This window comes from Mycobacterium sp. 852002-50816_SCH5313054-b (assembly GCF_001667185.1).
Classification (GTDB): Bacteria; Actinomycetota; Actinomycetes; order Mycobacteriales; family Mycobacteriaceae; genus Mycobacterium.
Genome location: NZ_LZIC01000131.1, coordinates 46,992 through 68,261, shown reverse-complemented (window position 1 = coordinate 68,261; position 21,270 = coordinate 46,992). Strand labels below are relative to the sequence as shown.

19 protein-coding genes and 1 tRNA gene are annotated in these 21,270 nt (G+C 69.9%); 14 read left to right on the top strand and 6 right to left on the bottom strand.

The genetic code is table 11. The annotated features are described in order from the left end of the window. Positions 1–97 precede the first annotated feature (97 nt). A complete protein-coding gene (locus A5787_RS23730; protein ID WP_066971600.1) occupies positions 98–1,012 on the bottom strand; it encodes an HAD-IB family hydrolase in 915 nt (304 codons plus the stop codon). Positions 1,013–1,504: 492 nt separating this feature from the next. Here A5787_RS23730 and ssd point away from each other — a divergent pair, with 492 nt between their 5' ends. Genes ssd through A5787_RS23695 form a run of 7 tightly spaced genes read left to right on the top strand, consistent with a single transcriptional unit; the run spans position 1,505 to position 5,980 of the window. Beyond that, positions 1,505–2,554: a septum site-determining protein Ssd gene (gene ssd, locus A5787_RS23725; RefSeq protein ID WP_066971645.1), complete on the top strand. Its 1,050-nt coding sequence runs from the start codon at positions 1,505–1,507 to the stop codon at positions 2,552–2,554. Continuing rightward, positions 2,551–3,714: a TadA family conjugal transfer-associated ATPase gene (locus tag A5787_RS23720; protein ID WP_066971598.1), complete on the top strand. Its 1,164-nt coding sequence runs from the start codon at positions 2,551–2,553 to the stop codon at positions 3,712–3,714. The genes ssd and A5787_RS23720 overlap by 4 nt, the downstream gene beginning before the upstream one ends. Then, positions 3,711–4,508 (top strand): type II secretion system F family protein, encoded by a 798-nt coding sequence (locus A5787_RS23715; protein WP_066971596.1) that lies wholly within the window; start codon positions 3,711–3,713, stop codon positions 4,506–4,508. The genes A5787_RS23720 and A5787_RS23715 overlap by 4 nt, the downstream gene beginning before the upstream one ends. Then, complete coding sequence (locus tag A5787_RS23710) at positions 4,505–5,107, top strand: type II secretion system F family protein (RefSeq protein WP_066971594.1); 603 nt, start codon at positions 4,505–4,507, stop codon at positions 5,105–5,107. The genes A5787_RS23715 and A5787_RS23710 overlap by 4 nt, the downstream gene beginning before the upstream one ends. A gap of 18 nt (positions 5,108–5,125) precedes the next feature. Beyond that, a complete protein-coding gene (locus A5787_RS23705; protein ID WP_066971592.1) occupies positions 5,126–5,326 on the top strand; it encodes a DUF4244 domain-containing protein in 201 nt (66 codons plus the stop codon). Between the two features lie 41 nt (positions 5,327–5,367). Further along, positions 5,368–5,652, top strand: coding sequence for a TadE family type IV pilus minor pilin (locus A5787_RS27500; RefSeq protein ID WP_156764102.1), 285 nt, complete (start codon positions 5,368–5,370; stop codon positions 5,650–5,652). A gap of 31 nt (positions 5,653–5,683) precedes the next feature. Further along, complete coding sequence (locus A5787_RS23695) at positions 5,684–5,980, top strand: Rv3654c family TadE-like protein (protein ID WP_231994131.1); 297 nt, start codon at positions 5,684–5,686, stop codon at positions 5,978–5,980. Here A5787_RS23695 and A5787_RS23690 read toward each other — a convergent pair. Beyond that, positions 5,977–7,011 (bottom strand): PAS domain-containing protein, encoded by a 1,035-nt coding sequence (locus A5787_RS23690; RefSeq protein ID WP_066971586.1) that lies wholly within the window; start codon positions 7,009–7,011, stop codon positions 5,977–5,979. The genes A5787_RS23695 and A5787_RS23690 overlap by 4 nt on opposite strands. A gap of 179 nt (positions 7,012–7,190) precedes the next feature. Next, on the bottom strand, positions 7,191–9,506 hold the full coding sequence (locus A5787_RS23685) for a DEAD/DEAH box helicase (protein ID WP_066971584.1): 2,316 nt from the start codon (positions 9,504–9,506) through the stop codon (positions 7,191–7,193). 260 nt (positions 9,507–9,766) lie between these two features. On the opposite strand from A5787_RS23685, the gene cspA reads away from it, so the two are divergent. The 3 genes from cspA (at position 9,767) to topA (ending at position 13,737) form a co-directional block, all read left to right on the top strand. After that, positions 9,767–9,970: a cold shock protein CspA gene (gene cspA, locus A5787_RS23680; RefSeq protein ID WP_007166602.1), complete on the top strand. Its 204-nt coding sequence runs from the start codon at positions 9,767–9,769 to the stop codon at positions 9,968–9,970. Between the two features lie 154 nt (positions 9,971–10,124). Continuing rightward, on the top strand, positions 10,125–10,724 hold the full coding sequence (locus A5787_RS23675) for a hypothetical protein (RefSeq protein ID WP_066971582.1): 600 nt from the start codon (positions 10,125–10,127) through the stop codon (positions 10,722–10,724). 196 nt (positions 10,725–10,920) lie between these two features. Then, on the top strand, positions 10,921–13,737 hold the full coding sequence (topA, locus tag A5787_RS23670; RefSeq protein ID WP_066971581.1) for a type I DNA topoisomerase: 2,817 nt from the start codon (positions 10,921–10,923) through the stop codon (positions 13,735–13,737). On the opposite strand, the gene A5787_RS23665 is transcribed toward topA, so the two are convergent. Then, entirely contained in the window at positions 13,734–15,386 is a 1,653-nt protein-coding gene (locus A5787_RS23665; protein WP_156764097.1) for an adenylate/guanylate cyclase domain-containing protein, read from the bottom strand. The genes topA and A5787_RS23665 overlap by 4 nt on opposite strands. A 106-nt stretch (positions 15,387–15,492) precedes the next feature. Here A5787_RS23665 and A5787_RS23660 point away from each other — a divergent pair, with 106 nt between their 5' ends. Further along, positions 15,493–16,698 (top strand): DNA polymerase III subunit delta', encoded by a 1,206-nt coding sequence (locus tag A5787_RS23660; protein ID WP_066971579.1) that lies wholly within the window; start codon positions 15,493–15,495, stop codon positions 16,696–16,698. A 42-nt stretch (positions 16,699–16,740) separates the two neighbouring features. Then, positions 16,741–16,813: transfer RNA gene (locus A5787_RS23655), tRNA-Thr, on the top strand. Here the strand turns inward: A5787_RS23655 and A5787_RS23650 are convergent. Further along, complete coding sequence (locus tag A5787_RS23650) at positions 16,804–17,409, bottom strand: TetR/AcrR family transcriptional regulator (protein WP_197507367.1); 606 nt, start codon at positions 17,407–17,409, stop codon at positions 16,804–16,806. The two genes, A5787_RS23655 and A5787_RS23650, sit on opposite strands and share 10 nt — an antisense overlap. Before the next feature lie 74 nt (positions 17,410–17,483). Between A5787_RS23650 and A5787_RS23645 the strand changes: the two genes are divergently transcribed. Beyond that, the gene (locus tag A5787_RS23645; protein WP_231994137.1) at positions 17,484–18,704 is read left to right on the top strand and encodes an SRPBCC family protein; all 1,221 of its coding nucleotides are present in this window, start codon (positions 17,484–17,486) and stop codon (positions 18,702–18,704) included. A gap of 1 nt (position 18,705) precedes the next feature. Continuing rightward, positions 18,706–19,506, top strand: a complete 801-nt coding sequence (locus tag A5787_RS23640) for a hypothetical protein (protein ID WP_066971573.1) — start codon at positions 18,706–18,708, stop codon at positions 19,504–19,506. Here the strand turns inward: A5787_RS23640 and A5787_RS23635 are convergent. After that, entirely contained in the window at positions 19,503–21,260 is a 1,758-nt protein-coding gene (locus tag A5787_RS23635; RefSeq protein ID WP_066971641.1) for a hypothetical protein, read from the bottom strand. The two genes, A5787_RS23640 and A5787_RS23635, sit on opposite strands and share 4 nt — an antisense overlap. Between the last annotated feature and the right edge of the window lie 10 nt (positions 21,261–21,270).

The following is a 21,270-nucleotide window of genomic DNA, read 5'->3' as shown; positions in this document are numbered from 1 at the left end:
TGGGCGCCCGACTCGGGAGAACGATCCTTCTCTTCCGGATCGACCTAGGCCTCACCGGGCTTCCGTGGTTCCTTTGTACTACTAGACCCGAACCACATCAAGGCCTAAATGCGAAGCAAAAATGTATTGCGCGAATGGCATGTTTGCTGCCGCGCCTAAAGGCGAAGCGGCGCAGCAACGAGTAGGTGACCGCGCCGGCGGCGAGCGCCGTGACGCCCACCGCGGCCGTGGTCGCGATCGCGGCGCCCGACGGCGCCGGGAGCCGGTCACGCAGGGACACCGGGCGGGAAAACATCAACACGGGCCAGCCCCGCTCGACCGCTTCCTTGCGCAAACCGCGGTCCGGATTGACCACACTCGGGTGGCCGACGGTCTCGAGCATCGGCAGATCGGTGATCGAGTCGGAGTAGGCGTAGCAGTGTTCGAGGGGATAGCCCTCGCGCGCGGCCAGCTCGCGGATCGCTTGCACCTTGCCTTCGCCGTAGCAGTAGAACGCGATCTCGCCGGTGTACTTGCCGTCGTCGACGACCATCCGGGTCGCCATCGCGTGCGTGGCGCCGAGCGCCCGGGCGATGGGCGCCACGATTTCCTCGCCGGACGCCGAGACCACGACGACGTCGCGGCCGCACAGCTTGTGGGCGGCGATGAGGTCCGCGGCTTCGGCGAACACCAGCGGGGTCACGATGTCGTGCAGCGTTTCGTTGACGATCGACTTGACCTGTTCCACGTCCCAACCGGTGCACATGTTCGTCATGTGCAGGCGCATCCGGTCCATCTGGTCATGATCAGCACCGGAGAGCAGGTAGATGAACTGGGCGTAGCTGGACTTGAGCACGGCGCGGCGGTTGAGCAGTCCCTGGTTGAAAAAGGGTTTGCTGAAAGCCAGCGTGCTGGACTTGGCGATGATGGTCTTGTCGAGGTCGAAGAAGGCGGCGGTACGAGCGCGGGGACCGGTAGTTGCAGCTGTTTCCAGTGGGGTTTGCTGCCGTGCGGCCGAGTCGAATACGGTCACCGACCCAGCATAGGTCGGGCGTCCGGCGGCGCCGCGCAGTTAGGCCGAAAACAGCCGCTCATCGCGCCCCGAATAACATACCGTCGGTATTTTTGCGGCTCAACGCACCTTTCGCCAGAACAACTACTTGCGTTAGTGCGGACTGTCGTGTGTATAGTAAGCATTACTCGGCCTGAGCCGAGGGTGCATCAGCCCGACCCCCCGGGGCTGATACACGACGACCCTCGCCTCCTCCCCCCCTGGCGGGGGTCGTCCCTTTTCTGGGGTAAGTTTTCCGGCCCGGTCGGGCTTCGTACCGCCCACCATCGCGCGTTGCGGGAATCGCGTCTTCGAACCCGCCGACGCGCTCGGCGGCCAGGCGTTTGTACACACTGGCGTCTCTATCCACAAATCCGGCTTTGGGACTGGTGTGCCAAGGTCACGGGCCCGCAGGGTGGGTGGATGACCAGCGCCACGGGGACCAAAACGGCGGGGTCCTCGGCCGTGTTGGCGATGGTGACCGATCCGAAACTGCGCGACGAGACGGACCGGGTGGCCGCGGCCGTCGGCGTTCGGGTGGTTCATGCCGGCGCCTCCGCGCTGAGCCGCAAGACGTGGTCGGCGGCCGCGGCGGTGGTGCTGGACGAGGCGGCCGCGGAGCGATGCGAGCAGCTGGCGCTGCCGCGGCGCGCCCACGTCAGCGTCGTGGCCCTCGCGCACCCCGCGACGGCGACATGGGCAGCGGCCGTCGCCATCGGCGCCCAACGCGTCCTGGCGCTGCCCGAGCAAGAGCGCGAATTGATCCGCGAGCTCGCCGAGGCCGGTGAATCGGCGCGCGATGACGGGCCGCGCGGCGAGGTCGTCGCCGTGGTCGGGGGTTGCGGCGGGGCCGGCGCGTCTTGTTTCGCGGTCGCCGTGGCGCAAGCCGCCGGCGACGCGCTCCTGGTGGACCTCGACCCGTGGGGCGGCGGCATCGATTTGCTGGTGGGCGGCGAGAGCGCGCCCGGCCTACGGTGGCCCGATCTGGCGTTGGAGGGCGGCCGGCTGAACTGGTCGGCGGTGCGCGACGCGCTGCCGCGACACCGCGGGATCAGCTTGCTGTCCGGCACGCGCCACGGCTTCGAGCTGGGCGGCGCGCCGGTGGACGCCGTGGTCGATGCCGGGCGCCGCGGTGGCGTCGCCGTCGTCTGCGACCTTCCGCGCCGTCTCACCGATGCGACGCAAGCCGCGCTGGACGCCGCCGATCTCGTCGTGGTGGTCAGCCGCTGCGACGTGCGGGCGTGCGCGGCGACCGCGGCCATGGCCCCCGTGCTGGCCGCGGCCAATCCGAATCTCGGGCTGGTCGTGCGCGGCCCGTCGCCCGGGGGTCTGCGGGCCACCGAGGTCGCCGAGATCGCCGGCCTGCCGCTCGTCGCGTCCGTCAAAGCTCAGCCGCAACTCACCCGGCAGCTGGAACACGGTGGCCTGCGGCTGGGACGGCGCTGTCCGCTCATGGTGGCGGCCCGCCGGGTGCTGGCCGTACTGCCGTCGGCCGGTTCGGCGCGGAACGGCAGGGCGGCGTGAGCGGCTCGCTGATCGAACGGGTGCGCGAGCGGCTGGCATCCGAAGCCGCCCCACTGCGTCCCGGCGTGGTGGCCGCCGCGATCCGCGCCGAGTCCGGTGGAATGCTCGGCGATACCGAGGTCCTCGCCAATCTCCGGGTGTTGGAAACCGAGCTCACCGGCGCCGGCATCCTCGAGCCGTTGTTGTGCGCCGACGGCACCACCGACGTCTTGGTCACCGCGCCCGACACGGTGTGGGTGGACGATGGAAACGGATTGCGGTGCACCAACATTCGATTCGCCGATGAGGCGGCGGTGCGGCGGTTGGCGCAGCGGCTGGCGTTGGCTGCCGGTCGGCGTCTCGACGACGCGCAGCCCTGGGTGGATGGCCAACTGGCCGGCATCGGTTCGGGGGATTTCGCGGTGCGGCTGCACGCGGTGCTCCCGCCCATCGCGGCCGGCGGCACCTGCCTGTCGCTGCGCGTATTGCGGCCGGCCACACAGGATTTGGCTGCCCTCACCGCAGCGGGCGCGATCGACACGCGGGCCGGCGCGCTGATCGCCGACATCATCGCCGCCCGGCTGGCCTTCCTCGTGTGCGGCGGCACCGGGGCCGGCAAGACGACCTTGCTGGCGGCGATGCTGGGCGCCGTGGCGCCTGTCGAACGGATCGTGTGCGTCGAGGATGCCGCCGAGCTGGCGCCCCGGCATCCGCATCTGGTCAAGCTGGTCGCGCGGTGCGCCAACGTCGAAGGCGCCGGCGAGGTTCCGCTGCGTGAACTCGTCCGGCAGGCGTTGCGGATGCGGCCCGACCGCATCGTGGTCGGCGAGGTCAGGGGCGCCGAGGTGGTCGATCTGCTGGCGGCGCTGAACACCGGACACGACGGCGGCGCGGGCACCGTGCATGCCAACAGTCCGGGCGAGGTGCCCGCCCGCCTGGAGGCGCTGGGCGCGCTCGGCGGCCTCGGCCGGGCGGCACTGCACAGCCAGCTCGCCGCGGCGGTTCAGGTGCTGCTACATGTCGCACGGGACCGGGCCGGCCGGCGTCGGCTCGCCGAGATAGCCGTGCTGCGCCCCGTCGACGGGCAGGTCCGCGCGGTCACCGTGTGGCACGCGGGCCGGGGCCTGACCGACGATGCGGGTGATCTCCATCGCCTGCTGCGAAGCCGGACCTCGACATGAATGCCCTGACGATCGCCGCCCTGCTGTTATCCCTCGCGTTGCTGGCGCTTCCGCCGCCACCGCGGCACCGGGTGGCGAGCCCGCCGCGCGTTCGCCGCAGGCGCGCCGGCCACAACAAGGTGCCGTACGTCGCCGGGTTCGCCTTTCTGGCCGTCGCCGTCCTGCTGCCTGCGACGGCGGCCCTCGCGGTCGTGGTGGTGGGCGCGACCTCGAGCCTGCGCTACCGCCGTCGCCGGCGGGCCCGGCGCGCCGCGCAAGAGGGTGCGACCCTGGTAGCGGGCCTCGATGTGCTGGTCGGCGAGTTGCGCGTGGGCGCCCATCCGGTGCGCGCGTTCCACGTCGCCGCCGGGGAAAGCGTTGGGGCGGTGGCCGCGTCGTTGCGCGCGGTCGCGGCGCGGGCCAGGTTGGGCGCCGACGTCACGGCCGGGCTGCGCGCCGCGGCGCGCTCGTCGACCCTGCCCGCGCAGTGGGATCGACTAGCGGTGTGCTGGCAACTGGCCAGTGACCAAGGGCTGGCGATAGCCACGCTGATGCGCGCCGCGCAGCGCGATATCGTGGAGCGGCAACGCTTTTCGGCACAAGTGACATCGAGTATGGCCGGGGCGCGCGCCACCGCGACGATACTGGCCGGCCTGCCGGTGCTCGGCGTGCTGCTGGGCCAGCTGATCGGGGCTCGGCCGCTGAGCTTTTTGCTCGGCGGGCACGCCGGCGGCTGGCTGCTGGTCATCGGGTCGACCCTGACCTGCGGCGGCCTGTTGTGGTCGGACCGCATTACCGACCGGCTCGGGACATGAATACTTCCGCGGCGCTGCTGGCCGCCGCGCTGTGGGTCGGCCCCGGCCCGTCGGTGCTACGGTCGCGTGCGGGACTACTCCCGCGCCCCCATCGCCGGCGGCAGGCGGGTTCGGCGGGGCCGCCAAACGGTCACGATCCGCTGGCGGTTGCCGCCGCCCTCGATGTGTTGGCCGTGTGCCTGGAGGCCGGCATGGCGGTGTCGACGGCCGCGGCGGCGACTGCCCCGTCGGCACCACCGCAGCTGGCCGGGGTGTTGCGACGCGCCGCCGATCTGCTGGCGCTGGGCGCGGATCCCGCTGTGGCATGGTCGGTTCCGGCGGATCAGTCGGCCGGCGCGCCCGGCGCACACATCGATTCGCTGCTGCGACTGGCGCGGCGTTCGGCGTCCTCCGGCTCGGCCCTGGCCCGCGGCGTCGCCGAGTTGGCCGACCGATCCCGCCAGGACGCCGCGCATGCCGCCACGGCGGCCGCCGAGCGGGCCGGGGTCCTGATCGCCGGACCGCTCGGTCTCTGCTTTCTGCCCGCGTTCGTGTGCCTGGGCATCGTGCCGGTGGTGGCAGGGCTGGCCGGTGATGTCGTGCAATCGGGCCTGCTGTGAAACGAAAGGAAGGCATTGATGGTCAACAATTTCCGCGTCTTGCTGGCGCGCGTCGCCGCGTTGGCGACCGACGAGTCGGGCATGTCCACCGTCGAATACGCGATCGGCACGATCGCCGCGGCCGCGTTCGGCGCGATCCTCTACACCGTCGTGACGGGCGATTCCGTCGTCTCGGCGCTGACCAACATCATCGGTCGCGCGCTCAACACCAAGGTTTAGCGGATTGTGCCGGGTCGAGCACCGTCGAGGCGGCGCTCGCGATCGCCGCGCTGGTCGTGGTGCTGGTGCTGTGCCTGGCCGGTGTCACCGCGGTGTCGATGCAGGTGCGCTGCGTCGACGCCGCCCGCGAGGCGGCCCGGCTGGCCGCGCGCGGCGACGAACGTTCGGCGCTCGATGCCGCGCGTCGCGTTGCGCCGGCCGGGGCGCGGGTGCAGGTGCGCCGCGACGGAGATTTCCTCGTGGCGACGGTCGTCGCCCGGTCAAAGCTGTTGCCAACCTTGGATATTGAGGCAAGGGCGGTCTCGGCCGCCGAACCTCCGCGGTGAGCGGGGGTCGGCGACGGTGGTCGCCGCGGCGATGGTTGGGGTATTGCTGGCGGTCACGGGTGCGGGCGCCTATGTCGGCTCGGCGGTGCTGGCGCGCCATCGTGCGCAGGCCGCGGCCGACCTGGCCGCGCTGGCCGGCGCCGCACGGCTGCCGGCCGGAGCCGCGGCCGCCTGCGACCGCGCGGCGGAGGTGGCGCGCGCAATGCGAGTCAACAACGTGCGATGCGAGGTGGACGAGCTCGACGTCGTCGTCGCGGTCCAAATCGCCGTGGCCTTCGGCGGCGCGGCGCGGGCCGCCGCGCGGGCGGGGCCGGTCGACGGCGGCTAGGTTGTATCGTCCGAGGCCTTCGGCAGCGCGGCGGCGAGTTCCTCGTCGGTCGGCAATCGCAGTGAGACCAGTCCGGCGAAGGTGTCCGGTTCCAGTTCCACCTTGTTGACCGTGACGTGCACCGGCACCCAATCGTCGTCGTAGCCCCGCATGCGCAGCACCCGGCTGGTCGGGCGGCCGACGAATTCCGTTGTCATCGAGGTCTTGAGGTGTTCGTCCTCGGGGTGGACCTTGGGCCTGTCCGTCTTGTTGCCGCGCCAGTCGTAGAAGGGGCAGGGATCGTCGAGCCATTTCAGCAGGGTCCAGCTGTCGAGATCGACGAGCGCCCGGTGAACCCCGGCCTGGGCCAGTCCGTTCAGGATCCGTTGCGCCAGATCGTCTGTGGACACCACCGGACCCTTGAGTACCGAGCGCCAGTTCATCGCCCGGGCGATGAGGTGGTCGCGGCCGTCCGGTCCCGGCTCTATGGCGGTGCGCGCGACGAAACCGATCCGAATGGGTTTGCCTTGCCAGTCGGTGACATCCCATGTGCTGCAGATCGTTTGGTCGGGCTTGGCCCTGACCGCCATGGCAAGCACTTTGGTTTCGTTCGGATTGAGTTCGCGCGACGGCAGGTCTTCCGCGAAAGCCCTGCCCAAGGTCACTTCGACGTCGGGATTCTTGCCGCTGTTGGCGAGCGATTCCCTGGTATCGGTGGCCACGCCGAGGGTCAGGTCCCACTTCAGCGGCCCGGGGATGGGCCGTTGGGACGGTTCGGCGTCCGCGGGGCCGGTCCAGACGTGGACGCCGTGCACGCGGCCATCGGACATCACCACCGGTTCGGTGCGGATGACGCGGTCGCGCTTGGTGGTGATGCTGGTCAGGCTCTGCCCCGTCTGGACGGACTCGGCGACCGCGGTCCGGACGGCCGCGAGGTGGGGACTGCGGCGCAGGAAGGTGGTGATCGGGACGAGGTTTTTGAGTTGCCGTCCCTGCGCCACTACGGCGGGCTCGCCCCCTAGCGTCTCCACGAGCAACCAGTCGTGGGCCATGCGGCCGATTTTACGGCGGCCGCCGGGTGGGACGCGGCCCGGGTGTGATTGGTTGCGGTGTGTCGTTTGCCCACGTCTTCGGGGTGCGTGGTGGTATGTTGGCATTTCTATTGGCGTCTGTCACGACGCTGGTTTATTGGGGGTCGACCGTTGAGGGGTCGGTCGCCATCCCGGGGTGGTCAGCGCATGTCGCGACCCAGTTCCGCCAGCACCAATCGCAGCACCCGTACCGCGCCCGCCTTGTCCAGCGGGTCGTTGCCGTTGCCGCATTTGGGCGACTGCACACACGACGGGCATCCGTTCGGGCAGTCGCACGCTTCGATCGCCGCGGCCGTCGCGCCCAGCCAGGTGCGGGCCTGGCGGAAGCCCCGTTCGGCGAAACCCGCCCCGCCCGGATAACCGTCGTAGACGAAGACGGTGGGCAGCCCCGCGGGACCGATCGCGGTGGACAGGCCGCCGATGTCCCCGCGGTCGCAGCTGGCCACCAGGGGCAGCAGTCCGATGGCGGCGTGCTCGGCGGCGTGCAACGAGCCGGGAACGCGCGGCGCGTCAACCCCATTGTGCAGCAAGGTATCCGGATCGATGGTGTACATGGCGGCGGTGGTGGGCAGCACGTGCTCGGGCATATCCAGCTCGATGAAGTCGATGACCTCCCCGGACAGCCGGCGGCGCAGGTAGCCCACCACCCGGTGAGTGACCCGAACCGGCACCAAACCCAAAGTGACGGAGCCGAACTCGTGGCGTTCACCGGCCCCGGTCACGACGACGTCGGTGAGCTCACGCGCGAACGTCGCGTAGCCGGGATCCTCGGCGTGGACGAACGCGATCCCGTCCTCGGTGTCCAGGGCGTCGACGACGTAGGTCTCACCCTGATGCAGATAGACCGCTCCCGGGTGAACCGAGGCCGGGGCCTGATCCACCCCAGCGCTGCCCAACAGCCGCCCGGTGTCCGCCTCGACGATGACGATCTGGCCGCCGGACGAGCCCCGAATGTCCACCGCGCCGTGCGGTTGGACGCCGGCCGCCGGGTAGTACTTGTCGTTGCGCCGGCGCAGCAGCCCGTCATCGATCAGGCCCTGGGCCACGTCGGTGGCGCCGAAGCCCCGGATCTCGGCCTCGTCAAGCGGCATCTCGGTCGCCGCGCAGAGCAGCTGGGGACCGAGGATGTAGGGGTTGCCGGGATCGATCACGACCCGCTCGACCGGCTTGCCCAGCAGCGCCGCGGGGTTGTGCACCAGGTAGGTGTCCAGCGGGTCGTCGCGCGCGATCAGCACCACCAACGCCCCCTGGCCCCGCCGACCCGACCGGCCGGCCTGCTGCCAGAACGAAGCAACCGTCCCGGGGAACCCGGCGAGCACCACGGCATCGAGGCCGGCGATGTCGACGCCGAGCTCCAGCGCGTTGGTGGTCGCCAGGCCGCGCAGCCGGCCCTCGGCCAAAGCGCGCTCCAGCGCGCTGCGGTCCTCGGCGAGATAGCCGGCCCGGTACGACGCGACCCTCGAGGACAGCTCCGGGGCGATGTCGTCGAGGCGCGCCCGCGTTCCCAGCGCGGTCAATTCCGCCGCGCGCCGCGACCGGACGAACGTCAGCGTTTGCGCCCCCTCGGCGATCAGGTCGGCCATCACGCGCGCCGCCTCAGCGCCGGCGGAGCGGCGCACGGGCGCTCCGTTCTCGCCCGTCAGGTCGGCCCGCAACGCGGGCTCCCACAACGCCACCGTCCGGGCCCCTTGCGGCGAGCCGTCTTCGGTGACCTCCCGCACCGGACGGCCGATGAGTTCGGCCGCCGTCGCGCCCGGCGAATCTGTCGTCGCGCTGGCGAAAACGACTGTGGGCGACGAGGAATAGCGCTCGCACAGCCGCAGCAACCTGCGCAGCACCATCGCCACGTTCGACCCGAAAACGCCACGGTAGTAATGGCATTCATCGACGATGACGAATCGAAGGCCGCGCAACAGCACGGCCCAGCGGGCGTGGTTGCGCAGGATCGACAGGTGGATCATGTCGGGGTTGGAAAACAACCATCGGGAGCGTTCGCGGGCGAAGCGGCGCACCTCGGCCGGGCTGTCGCCGTCGTAGGCCGTGGGCGCGACGTCGTGCAGCCGCGGAACCGCCGCGGTCAGCGCGTGCGCGGTGCGCAACTGATCGTGACCGAGCGCCTTGGTCGGCGACAGGTACAACGCCCGGGCGCGCGGGTCCGTCGCGAGCGCGTTGAGGACGGGAAGCTGGTAGGCCAGTGACTTGCCCGACGCGGTGCCGGTGCTGATCACCACGTGACGGCCGGCGTGGGCGAGCTCCGCGGCCGAGGCCTGATGTGACCACGGGTCACTGATGCCGCGTTCGGTGAACGCGCGGACCACGTCGGGCTCGGCCCATTCGGGCCAGCGGTGCGGGCGGCCGCTGCGCGCGGGCAACTCGGCGATATGGCGCAGCGGACGCTCGTCCGGCGCGGTACCCGCGAGTGCGACGGCGAGCAGGTCGGCGCCGAAACTGGCCACCTCACGCCCTCCAAAAATCGAGCCAAGAATCAGTCCCGGACACAAGTCTGTCGCCGACGCCATGAACATGGTTGACTATTTGCGGTCGCAGCTTCTGTGTTCGTGTCAAACTTTCGCAGGAACAACGTTGCGGCCGCGGTTCCTGCGAGGTTATCGGTCGGGTGAAGTTCCGGCGACTCAGCGAGGTATGGCGGTCGTGCTTCGGCCCGGGGCACCGAAAGGCGGTGCCCCGCACCCAAAAGAAAAGGAAAGATCGAGAGATGCCACAGGGAACTGTGAAGTGGTTCAACGCGGAGAAGGGTTTCGGGTTCATTGCGCCCGAGGACGGTTCCGCAGATGTTTTTGTCCACTACACGGAGATCCAGGGTTCGGGCTTCCGCACCCTCGAAGAAAACCAGAAGGTCGAGTTCGAGATCGGCCACAGCCCTAAGGGCCCCCAGGCCACCGGAGTCCGCTCCGTCTGAGACGAGCAGTTCTCCACGAGAGCCCCCCGCGCGACCCGCCTAGCGGCCCCGCCGGGGGGTTTTCATTCTGTCTGGAGTCTGTCCGGACGCTGCCCAACCCGCCGCGCCGAATACCTGAAGACGCGGACGGACCACCTGGCCTACTGTCGGTGGCGTGAGCCAGCTTTCCTTCTTCACAGCGGAGTCGGTGCCGCCCGCGGTCGCCGATCTTTCCGGGGTGCTGGCGGCCTCAGGGCAGATCGTGCTGGTCGGCGCTCCGTCTGAAAGTCGCGGGCAGGGCGCCCGGCTTTCAGTGGTTGTCGACCGCATGTGGCGGGCCTCGGCGCTGGCCGAGATGATCCGGGATGCGGGCCTGGTGCCCGAGATCGGCCGCACCGACGAGGACTCCCCGTTGGTGCGGACGGAGGTGACCCCTTCGTTGGTGACGCTCGCCGCCGAATGGACCCGCGGCGCGGTCAAGACGGTGCCCCCGCGGTGGCTGCCCGGGCCGCGCGAGCTGCGGGCGTGGACGCTGGCGGCCGGCAACCCGGAGGGCGACCACTATCTGCTGGGTCTCGACCCGCACGCGCCCGACACCCATTCCCCGCTTGCGTCGGCATTGATGCGGGTCGGAATTGCGCCCACGCTGATCGGCACCCGCGGCGGTCGCCCGGCGCTTCGGATAAGCGGCCGTCGCAGGCTCTCGCGCCTGGTAGAGAACGTGGGGGAACCCCCGGACGGCGACGAGGCGTTGTCGCTGTGGCCCCGCGTCTAGCCGGGCTCGAGCACCGGAAATTTCGCCAGCCGGTTTGCGCAGGCCCGCCCGAGGGTGCGAAATTGTCAGATGCCCTGAAGGGCGAAGGAACGCTGGCGTATCTGAGTTCACCGGAATTTCGGACGCCGGCCTGTCATTCTTCCAGCAGGGCGGTCTCGCAAGGGGGGCCGGGATAAGAGATGGAGCGTAAGCGCAGTTGGCTGACCCGAAGCTAAAAGGCCGCGGCAGCGGCGGAAATGGCAGCCGGAGGCGGCTCGTGATTGTCGAGTCGCCGACCAAGGCGCGCAAACTTGCCGGCTACCTGGGCTCCAGCTACATCGTCGAGTCCTCGCGCGGCCACATCCGCGATCTGCCCCGTTCCGCGGCCGACGTGCCCGCCAAGTTCAAGTCCGAGCCGTGGGCCAGGCTGGGGGTCAACGTCGATGCCGACTTCGAGCCGCTCTACATCATCAGCCCGGAGAAGAAGCACACCGTCAGCGAACTCAAGGGCCTGCTGAAGGACGTCGACGAGCTCTACCTGGCCACGGATGGCGACCGCGAGGGCGAGGCCATCGCCTGGCACCTGCTGGAAACCCTCAAGCCCAGCATCCCGGTCAAGCGGATGGTGTTTCACGAGATCACCGAACCGGCGATCCTGGAGGCCGCCGAGAATCCCCGCGACCTGGACATCGACCTGGTCGACGCCCAGGAGACCCGCCGCATCCTGGACCGGCTGTACGGCTACGAGGTCAGCCCCGTGCTGTGGAAGAAGGTCGCGCCCAAGCTGTCGGCGGGCCGGGTCCAGTCGGTGGCCACCCGCATCATCGTGCAGCGCGAGCGCGATCGGATGGCCTTCCGCAGCGCGTCGTACTGGGACATCGTCGCTCAGCTGGACGCCAGCGTGTCCGACCCGCAGGCCCAGCCGCCCACCTTCACGGCCCGGCTGACCAACGTCGACGGTCTGCGCGTGGCCACCGGCCGCGATTTCGACTCGCTGGGTCAGCTGCGTAAGGCCGACGAGGTGGTGATTCTGGACGAGGCCGGCGCGACGCAGCTCGCGGCGGGATTGCGGGGCGCCCAGCTGTCGGTGGCGTCGGTGGAGGAGAAGCCCTACACCCGCCGCCCGTACGCCCCGTTCATGACGTCGACGCTGCAGCAGGAGGCCGGGCGCAAGTTGCGGTTCTCCTCCGAGCGCACCATGAGCATCGCGCAGCGCCTCTACGAGAACGGCTACATCACTTATATGCGTACCGACTCCACGACGCTGTCGGAGTCGGCGATCAACGCGGCGCGCACCCAGGCGCGGCAGCTGTACGGCGAGGAGTACGTCTCGCCCTCGCCGCGCCAGTACACCCGCAAGGTGAAGAACGCCCAGGAGGCGCACGAGGCGATCCGGCCGGCCGGTGAGACTTTCGCGACTCCGGACGCGGTGCGCCGCGAGCTCGACGGCGACGAATTCCGGATGTACGAGTTGATCTGGCAGCGCACGGTGGCCTCGCAGATGGCCGACGCGCGCGGCACCACACTGAGCCTGCGGATCGCCGGCACGGCGAGCGGCCCGGCCGGGGAAACGCCGGTGGTGTTCTCCGCGACCGGGCGCACCATCACGTTCGCCGGCTTCCTCAAGGCCTACGTGGAAACGGTGGACGAGCTGGCCGGCGGCGAGGCCGACGACGCCGAGCGGCGGCTGCCCCACGTGAGCGAGGGGCAGCGGCTGGAGGCCCTCGAGCTCACCCCGGACGGCCACGCCACCAACCCGCCGGCGCGCTACACCGAGGCCTCGCTGGTCAAGGCGCTCGAGGAGCTGGGCATCGGGCGTCCGTCGACGTACGCGTCGATCATCAAGACCATCCAGGACCGCGGCTACGTGTACAAGAAGGGCAGCGCGCTGGTGCCCTCGTGGGTCGCGTTCGCCGTCACCGGGCTGCTGGAACAGCATTTCGGCCGCCTCGTCGACTACGGCTTTACCGCGGCGATGGAAGACGAGCTCGACGCGATCGCGTCGGGCACCGAGCGACGCACCAACTGGCTCAACAACTTTTACTTCGGCGGTGACCACGGTGTGGCCGACTCGGTGGCCCGCTCGGGTGGTCTCAAGAAGCTCGTCGGCGTCAACCTCGAAGGCATCGACGCGCGAGAAGTCAACTCCATCAGGGTGTTTGACGACGCGCAGGGTCGGCCCGTCCACGTCCGGGTGGGTAAGAACGGGCCCTACCTGGAACGCATCGTGACCAACGACGAGGGCGAGCCGACGCCGCAGCGGGCCAATCTCAATGACTCGCTGACCCCCGACGAGCTGACTCTTGAGGTGGCCGAAGAGCTTTTCGCCACCCCGCAGGAGGGGCGCGTGTTGGGCGTCGATCCGCAAACCGGGCACGAGATCGTCGCCAAGGACGGGCGGTACGGGCCGTACGTGACCGAGGTCCTACCCCCGCAGCCCGACTCGGGCGACGGCGGTCCCGACAGCGCAGCGCCGGCGAAGAAGGGCAAGAAACCCACCGGGCCCAAACCCCGGACCGGTTCGCTGCTGCGCAGCATGGACCTGCAGACCGTGACGCTCGAGGATGCGCTGAAGCTGTTGTCGCTGCCCCGCGTGGTCGGCGTGGACCCCGAGTCCAGTGAGGAGATCACCGCGCAGAATGGCCGCTACGGCCCATACCTGAAGCGCGGCAACGACTCTCGTTCCCTAGCGACCGAGGATCAGATCTTTGACATCACCCTCGAAGAGGCGCTGAAAATCTACGCCGAACCCAAACGCCGTGGCAGGCAGAGCGCTTCGGCGCCGCCACTGCGCGAGTTGGGCGCCGATCCGGCGTCGGGCAAGCCGATGGTGATCAAGGATGGCCGATTCGGCCCGTACGTCACCGACGGCGAGACCAACGCCAGCCTGCGCAAGGGCGACGACGTGCTGGCGATTACCGACGAGCGCGCCGCCGAGCTGCTGGCCGACCGGCGGGCCAGGGGCCCCGCCAAGCGGCCCGCGAAGAAATCCACCCGCAGGGCGCCGGCCAAGAAGGCCGCCAAGCGCGCTTAGCCGCTGACCTCGCTCGAAACCTGTTCGCCGGCAACCCCTTCGGGGGTGGCCAGTTTCACCGGTCGGGCCAGCTGAGTCGGTGCCGCGCGCCCGCGCAGATAAACCACCTCGCCGACGTCCCAGCACAGCGCCTCGGCGTCCAGCGCGCCGCTGACCGCGATCGCTGAGCCGAGCACGTGCCCGGCCTCGAGCTTGGCCAGTTCGGTGAGCCGGGCGGCCTCGTTGACCGGGTCGCCGATGACCGTGTACTCGAAGCGGGCCTGCGCGCCGATGTGGCCGGCGATGGCGCGGCCGGCCGACACCCCGATGCCGAACTCCGCCGAGCCGATCACGGGAAGGATTTCGTCGTGCAGCTCGCGGGCGGCCGCCAGCGCGCCGCCCGAAGCGTCGGGGTGCTCGATCGGCGCGCCGAAGATGGCCAACGCGGCGTCGCCCTGGAACTTGTTGACGAACCCGCCGTGCTTGCCGACGGTGTCGACCACGACGCGGAAGAATTCGTTGAGCAGGTGGACCACCTCGGCGGGCGGCCGCGTCGCGGCCAGCTGGGTGGAGCCGACCAGGTCCACGAACAGAACAGCGACGTCGCGCTCCTGCCCGCCCAGCTCGGTGCCGCGCTCCAGGGCGCGGCGGGCCACGTCCTCGCCGACGTAGCGGCCGAACAGGTCGCGCAGCCGCTGCCGCTCGGACAGGTCGCGAACCATGTCGTTGAAGCCCGCCTGCAGCAGGCCCAGTTCGCTGGCGTCGTAGATCTGCATGTGCGCGTTGTAGTTTCCGCGCTGCACCTCCGAGAGCGCCCAGCGCAGCTGCCGCAGCGGGTCGGCGATGGACATCGCCACCAGCAGCGTGCTCACCAACCCGACGCCCAGCGCCGCCAGCGCCAACAGCAGGATGGGGTTGAACAGCTTCTCCGGCGTGGCGTGCAGCAGGGAGGCCTTGTCGGCCACCACGGCCAGCACGATCGCCAGCAGCGGCACGGCGGTGGACAGCATCCAGCTCAGCATCTGGCGCAGGATGACGCCGGGCGCCTTGACGTTCTCCGGCACGCCGCTGCGCAGGGCCGCGACCGCCACCGGGCGCAGCACCCGCTCGGACTGCAGGTAACCGATGATCGCCGTCGCGGCGGCGCCGAGCGCGGTGGCGACCGCCACGACGGGCGCGGTGTACCTGGCCACCGACCAGCTGGCGACGATGAACACCACACCGCCGATGCACCACGCCACCCCGCTGGTGAGCGTCCGGTAGAACGGCATCCGCAGCGCGCGGCTGCGGGCCAGCTCGGTGTCGGCCGGGTCCGCGTCGGCCAGCAGATTGTCGCGACGCTGCCAGCGGAACACCGGCAACATCAGCCTGAGGTTGAACACGATCCCGGCCAGGAACAGGCTGATCACGACGCTGACGAAGACGGCCAGGTTGACCGGCGGCAGGTCCTGCAACTGGATGCGGTCCTGGGGCGGCAGGCCGTAGCGCAGGAAGCCCAGCACGAAAAGTCCGCCGATGATGTCGGCTTGCAGCATGCTCAGTGCGAACAGCGGCCACGGGGTGCGCACGACCCACCGGACGAACGCGCTGATTCGCCCGGTCAGTGCTGCCTCGGTTGCCACCAATCCACCGTATCGGGCAGGGCGGACTTCTCGGAAAACAATAAGTATCCCGGCAAGCCGCCAACACCTGCCGAAACGGGCGTCAGGTAACGGAATTGTCGCGATACGGTGGCCGATCGGTATCTGTCTGCCGGTGTCACTACTGTTGCCGGTGATGTCCGGAGTGTTTACGCGGCTGGTAGGCCAGGAGGCCGTGGTGGCCGGGCTGCTCGCCGCCGCCCGTGCCGCCCGCGGTGATCCGGCTCACAGCGATGCGGGCGACGGGACTATGACACACGCGTGGCTTATCACCGGGCCGCCCGGCTCCGGCCGCTCGGTTGCGGCGCTGTGCTTCGCGGCCGCGTTGCAATGCACTTCCGACGGGGAGCCCGGGTGCGGGAGCTGCCGGGCGTGCACGACGACCATGGCCGGCACCCACGCCGACGTGCGCCGGGTGATTCCGGAGGGCCTGTCGATCGGCGTGGACGAGATGCGCGGCATCGTGCAGATCGCGTCGCGCCGCCCCACCACCGGGCACCGGCAGATCGTGGTGATCGAGGACGCCGACCGGTTGACCGAGGGCGCGGCGAACGCGCTGCTGAAGGTCGTCGAGGAACCGCCGCCGTCGACGGTTTTCCTGCTGTGCGCGCCGTCGGTGGACCCCGAGGACATCGCGGTCACGCTGCGGTCCCGCTGCCGGCACGTCGCGCTGGTCACCCCGCCGACCGAGGCGATCGCGCAAGTCCTCGCCGGCGGCGACGGCCTAGACGTCGACACGGCCAACTGGGCGGCGTCGGTCAGCGGCGGACACGTTGGGCGGGCGCGCCGGCTGGCCACCGACCCCGAGGCCCGGCAGCGACGGGAGCGGGCGCTGGGGCTGGTGCGCGACGCGGCGACCCCGTCCCGCGCCTACGCAGCCGCCGAGGAGCTGGTGGCCGCCGCCGAGGCCGAGGCCGTGGTGCTGACCGCGGACCGCGCCGAGGCCGAAACCGAAGAGCTGCGGACGGCGCTGGGCGCCGGGGGGACGGGCAAGGGCACCGCGGGCGCGCTGCGGGGGGCCACCGGTGCGATGAAGGATCTCGAGCGACGGCAGAAGTCGCGCCAAACGCGGGCGTCGCGCGACGCGCTGGACCGCGCGCTGATCGACTTGGCGACCTACTTCCGGGACGCGCTGGTGGTGTCGGCGCACGCCGGTGGCGTCCAGGCGAATCATCCCGACATGGCCGATCGGGTGGCCGCGCTGGCGGACCATGCCTCACCCGAGCGGCTGCTGCGCTGCATCGAGGCGGTGCTTCAGTGCCGCGAGGCGCTGGCGGTCAACGTCAAACCCAAGTTCGCCGTCGACGCGATGGTCGCGACCATCGGCCAGCAACTTGGGTGACTCGGCCCGCCTGCCGTAGACTCGTGCCGCCCGACAGGGCACGCCACCTTAGCTCAGTCGGTAGAGCGGCTCACTCGTAATGAGCAGGTCAGGAGTTCGATTCTCCTAGGTGGCTCGTCCCGGTAACAGCACCTCGATGAGGCGCTCGACCCGCTCGGCCACCGCGGCGCGCGACGCCCTGAGCGCCGACAGGTCGTCGAAGTGACAAAGCCCGAGCAATAGCAGGAACACGACTTTCGTCGTGGCTTTCGGGTTGGCATCGCTCCCCGCCAGGGCTCCCACGAACCGGTCGGCGTACTCCTGGTGCCACTGCGCGATCAACGCCGCCAATCGCTCGTCGCGCCGGCTGGCCAGGTGCAATTCGGCGATCAGGCGTCGGTGTTGTGTCATCTCCGGCCGCAGGTAGGCCATCGCGATGGCTTGCAGGGTCCCGGCGCCGCGTCCGGCCCGCAGCGCGGCCGCGGTGATCTGGTCGAGGGCACGCACCGCCGCCGCGTACAGCAACTCCTCCCGGCTGTGAAAGTGGTTGTACACGGCGGTCGGCGATAGGCCCGCGCGCTCCGCGATCCGCGGCAACGTGCTGCCTTCGACGCCCCTCTCGACGCAGACCGCCGCCGCGGCGTCAAGGAGTCGCTGGGCGGTGAGCTGACCGTCCGAGTTCGGCGGCCGGCCCCGCGGCCGGCGCGCGGGCGCCTCCTGCTTGCTCGGCATGCTCGCCATTCTTGCGCGAAGAAGACCTGATGTCTTGATAAATGAGCGATCATTCATATACTCGGGTGGTGGCGATGAGCTCCCAGCTGATGGACGGGATCAAGCGGCACGCGCAAGACGAGGCGGATCGGCGGGCGTATCCGCCGGACTTCCCCGTGCTCCCACCCGTGCCCGCCGGACGCTATTTCGAAGCAGACTTCGCAAAACTCGAAGCCGCCGCGGTCTTTTCGCGCTCGTGGCTGTTCGTCGCGCACGCCGATCAACTCCGGAGCCCGGGCGACTATGTCTTGCTGGAGCAGCTCGACAAGCCGGTCATGCTGATCCGAGGTCGGGACAACGTCATTCGCGCCTTCTACAACACCTGCCGGCATCGGGGGGCCGCGCTCCTCGAAGAGCCGCAGGGCAACGCCGGCCGCCGGCTCACGTGTCCTTTTCATGCCTGGACGTACTCGCTCGAGGGAAAACTGGTGGGCTACCCCGAGGGGTCCAACTTCTCCGGCCTGGACCCCGAGTGCCACGGCCTGGCCGAGGTGCGCTGCGAGTCGTGGGGTCCCCTCGTGTTCGTCAACCTCGACCCCGACGCGCAGCCGTTGTCGGAGTTTCTCGGCGCCGTCGGTGAGGATCTGAGCGACTTCGCCGAGCTCGACGGGCGACTACACCTGGTGAACCGCACGGTGCGCGACGTCCCGGTCAACTGGAAGCTGCCGGTCGACGCCAACCTCGAGACCTACCACGTCAACTACGTGCACCGCGCCTCGGCCGCCCGCGCGCTTCAGCAATCCGCGACCGGCATACAGCTGTTGCGCAACGGGCATTCCCGGATGCTCGTCTCGTATCGCGACGGCATCGACGGCGAGTCGCTGTCATCGTTCCCGTGCGTGTTTCCGGGTCTCGGTGATCTGCCATTCCGGGGCACGTTCTCCTACCACGTCTTCCCGAACCTGAGCATCGTGTTCAACGGCACGGGGTTCGTCTTCTTGATCACGAATTGGCCGACCGGCCCGGCCACGTCGACGTATTGCGTCCACTGGTGTTCGTCGCTGGCCACCGACGCGAACCGGGAGACCCACGACGCCGTCATCGCGGTCTTGTCCCAGGTGCTCTTCGAAGATCTCAACGTCCTGCCCGGCGTACAGCGGTCGCTCGACGCGGGAGCCCTCGAGTCGCTGCGGCTCGGCTACCACGAGCGGCGAATCTATTACCTGCACGAAGCGATCGACCGTGCCATAGGCGCCGAGAACGTCCCCGAATCCCTGCGTGTGCCAGAGCTTCTCGGCCCGAACGCTGCGAAATGACATGCATCCTTTCGTCGCGCTGATGCGCAGGTACTGCATCGACTACACCAATTCGCACGACCAATCGGTCTGCCCCGAGATCATGGAGCCCGATTACGTCGTGCACATCAACGGCCTGACGCTCGTCCGGTCCACCACGTACGCGGAGGCCGTTCGGCAGATCTTCGACGCCGCTCAGGGTCTGGGCATCGTCGTGCACGAGTTCGTGCTCAACGGCGACCGGCTGTGCATGCACTTCAGCGAACATGCGGCCATGCCGGCGGGAGGATCGCGGGCGCTCACCTGCTGGCGCGGCGTCGGTCTCTACAAATGGAACGGCAACCGCCTGACCGAAAACTACGTCGAGCAGGACTATTTCGCGATGCGGGCCCAAATCGGCAGCGGCCGAACGCATCCGCTGATCCCGCCGCACGTCGATCCATGGACGACGACCGAGGCGGTGCCGGCCGACCCCGAGGCCGAAGCAACCGTGCGCGGGTGGCTGGAAAAAGGGGACCTTGCCGACGCCCCGCTGCATGAGATCGACGACGAACGCACCGGCGCCGCTTACGAAGCGGTGCTCGATCCCGACCGTGTGGTGATCAACGACCTCTTTTCCGCTGGCGATGATGTTCCGTTCCACGTCACGATCCACGGCTCCTACCGGGGTGGATTGGGCGCCGGCTCCGAACAACTTGCCGGAAAGCCCGCAGCGCTGCACGCCGCCGGGATCGCCCGCGTCGCCGACGGCGCCGTCGCCTCCGTGATCGCCGTTACCGCGCGCGCCCAGGCCCTGGCCGACCTCAGCCGGGATGCGCGCTAGGCCGGCGCGACGAATCCGACCGGTCCCGCCGCGAGGCACAACGCCAGCGCGGTCGTGTTGGCCCGGACGTTGAGCGCATCCCCGGCGCCGGGCAGCCGCACGAAGACCCGGTTCAGGCCCGGATGGACCAGAACCTTCACGTCGGGACCCTCGGACAGCGCCAGCGTCATCGAACCGTCGCTGTTGGCAAGGTAATTGAGCTCGACGGTCCAATCGGCGGGCAGCAGCGGGCCGTCGAGAACCAGCCGCGCCGGCCTGTCCGGCTGGGCGAAATAGCCGCACTGCGGCATGGGCCCTGGCACGATGGTGCGGATCCAGGTCACGCGCGCGTTGATCAGCCGGCCCGAGCTGTCGATCATTCGCAATTGTGATGTTGCGGAGTCGAATTCGGGTCTGTCCCGCAGCAGCGCGAACATGTGGCTGGCCAGGTTCTGCGGTGCGGCCACCCGCTGCAGGATCAGCGGGTCGACCTCCTGATCCAGCAGCGGTGCGTCCGAGGCAGCGCGGGCGGCGGCCAGACCGGCCCGGGCGTTTTGCAGGTACGTCTGTGTGGGGTTGTCCCGCCAGCTGGTCAGGAACGTCGCCGTCGAGTACAGGCTGCTCGCCACGAACGCCACCGCCAAACCCACCGTCGCCGCGGCCCGTTTCGGGGACGCGTCCAGCCAACGCGCCGTGGCCGGCCGGTTGGGAGCGCACAATGCGACGGCCGCGAGCAAGGCCAGCACGACGACGAGATCCGGCAGATAGCGCAGCGTCTGCGCCAGCTCCAGCGCCGTCTGCTTCGACGACCGCATCAGATAGATCGGCACCTGACACGCGACGGCGTAACCGGCCGCGGTCAGCCACACCGGCCCGATGCCGCGCTTGCGCCACAGCGACAGGCCAACCGCCGCGATCAGCACCAGCCAGCCGAGCGCCATCACCGACGGCGGGGGCGTGGCCCATGGCGAGGCCGGGGCCCACCGGTCCCAGTGCCACGGCCCGCCGGCCAGCCCCGGCACGATGCCGTGGGTGACCGATCGCCACAGCAGATCCCCCGTCATCGCCAGGTCGGAACTCCACCGCTTCTGATTGACCACGGCCAGGTACAGCGCGACCCACGCGACCGTCAACGCCAGCGCCGCGATCCACAACCGCTGGCCGCCCCGCCACACCGTCGCCAGCGCCGACCCGTCACCGGACACGTGGCACAGCAGGGCGGCCACCGCGAACGCGACGAACGGAATCACCCCGGCCTTCTCGAAGAACAGCAGGCCGCCGACATACACCAGCGCGCCGGTCAGGGCGTAGCGCTGGTTCCCGGTGCGGACCAGCAGGATCGCGTCGGCGGTCACCCACGCCAGCGCCGCCAGCATGGGCAGCCCATTCAGCGCCGCGGACCACCACGCGAAACCCGGCACGCCCAGCGGCGTGAACAGCGCGAACGTCAACGGGATCAGCAGCGCCCAGCGCCAGCCGAGGACGACGTGCAGCGCGCGCAGCAGGGCCAGCGAGGCCACCAGCTGCAACACCACCAGGCTGATCGCCGGCAGCGTCCACTCCAGCGGGGCCAGCCGGGTGATGGCGCCGGCGACCAGGAACGCGGCCGGCATCACGTGGGCGTCGTGGTCGTCGAACAGGTACGACGGAGACAGCAGGCCCTCGGTGCCGGCCTTCCCGATGAGAATCAGGTCGTCCCAGTAGAAGTAGCCCCGGCAGGCCAGCACCGCGCGGACCCCCAGCTGCGCGACGATGAGTGCGGCGGCTGCCGCCATGACCCCCCGC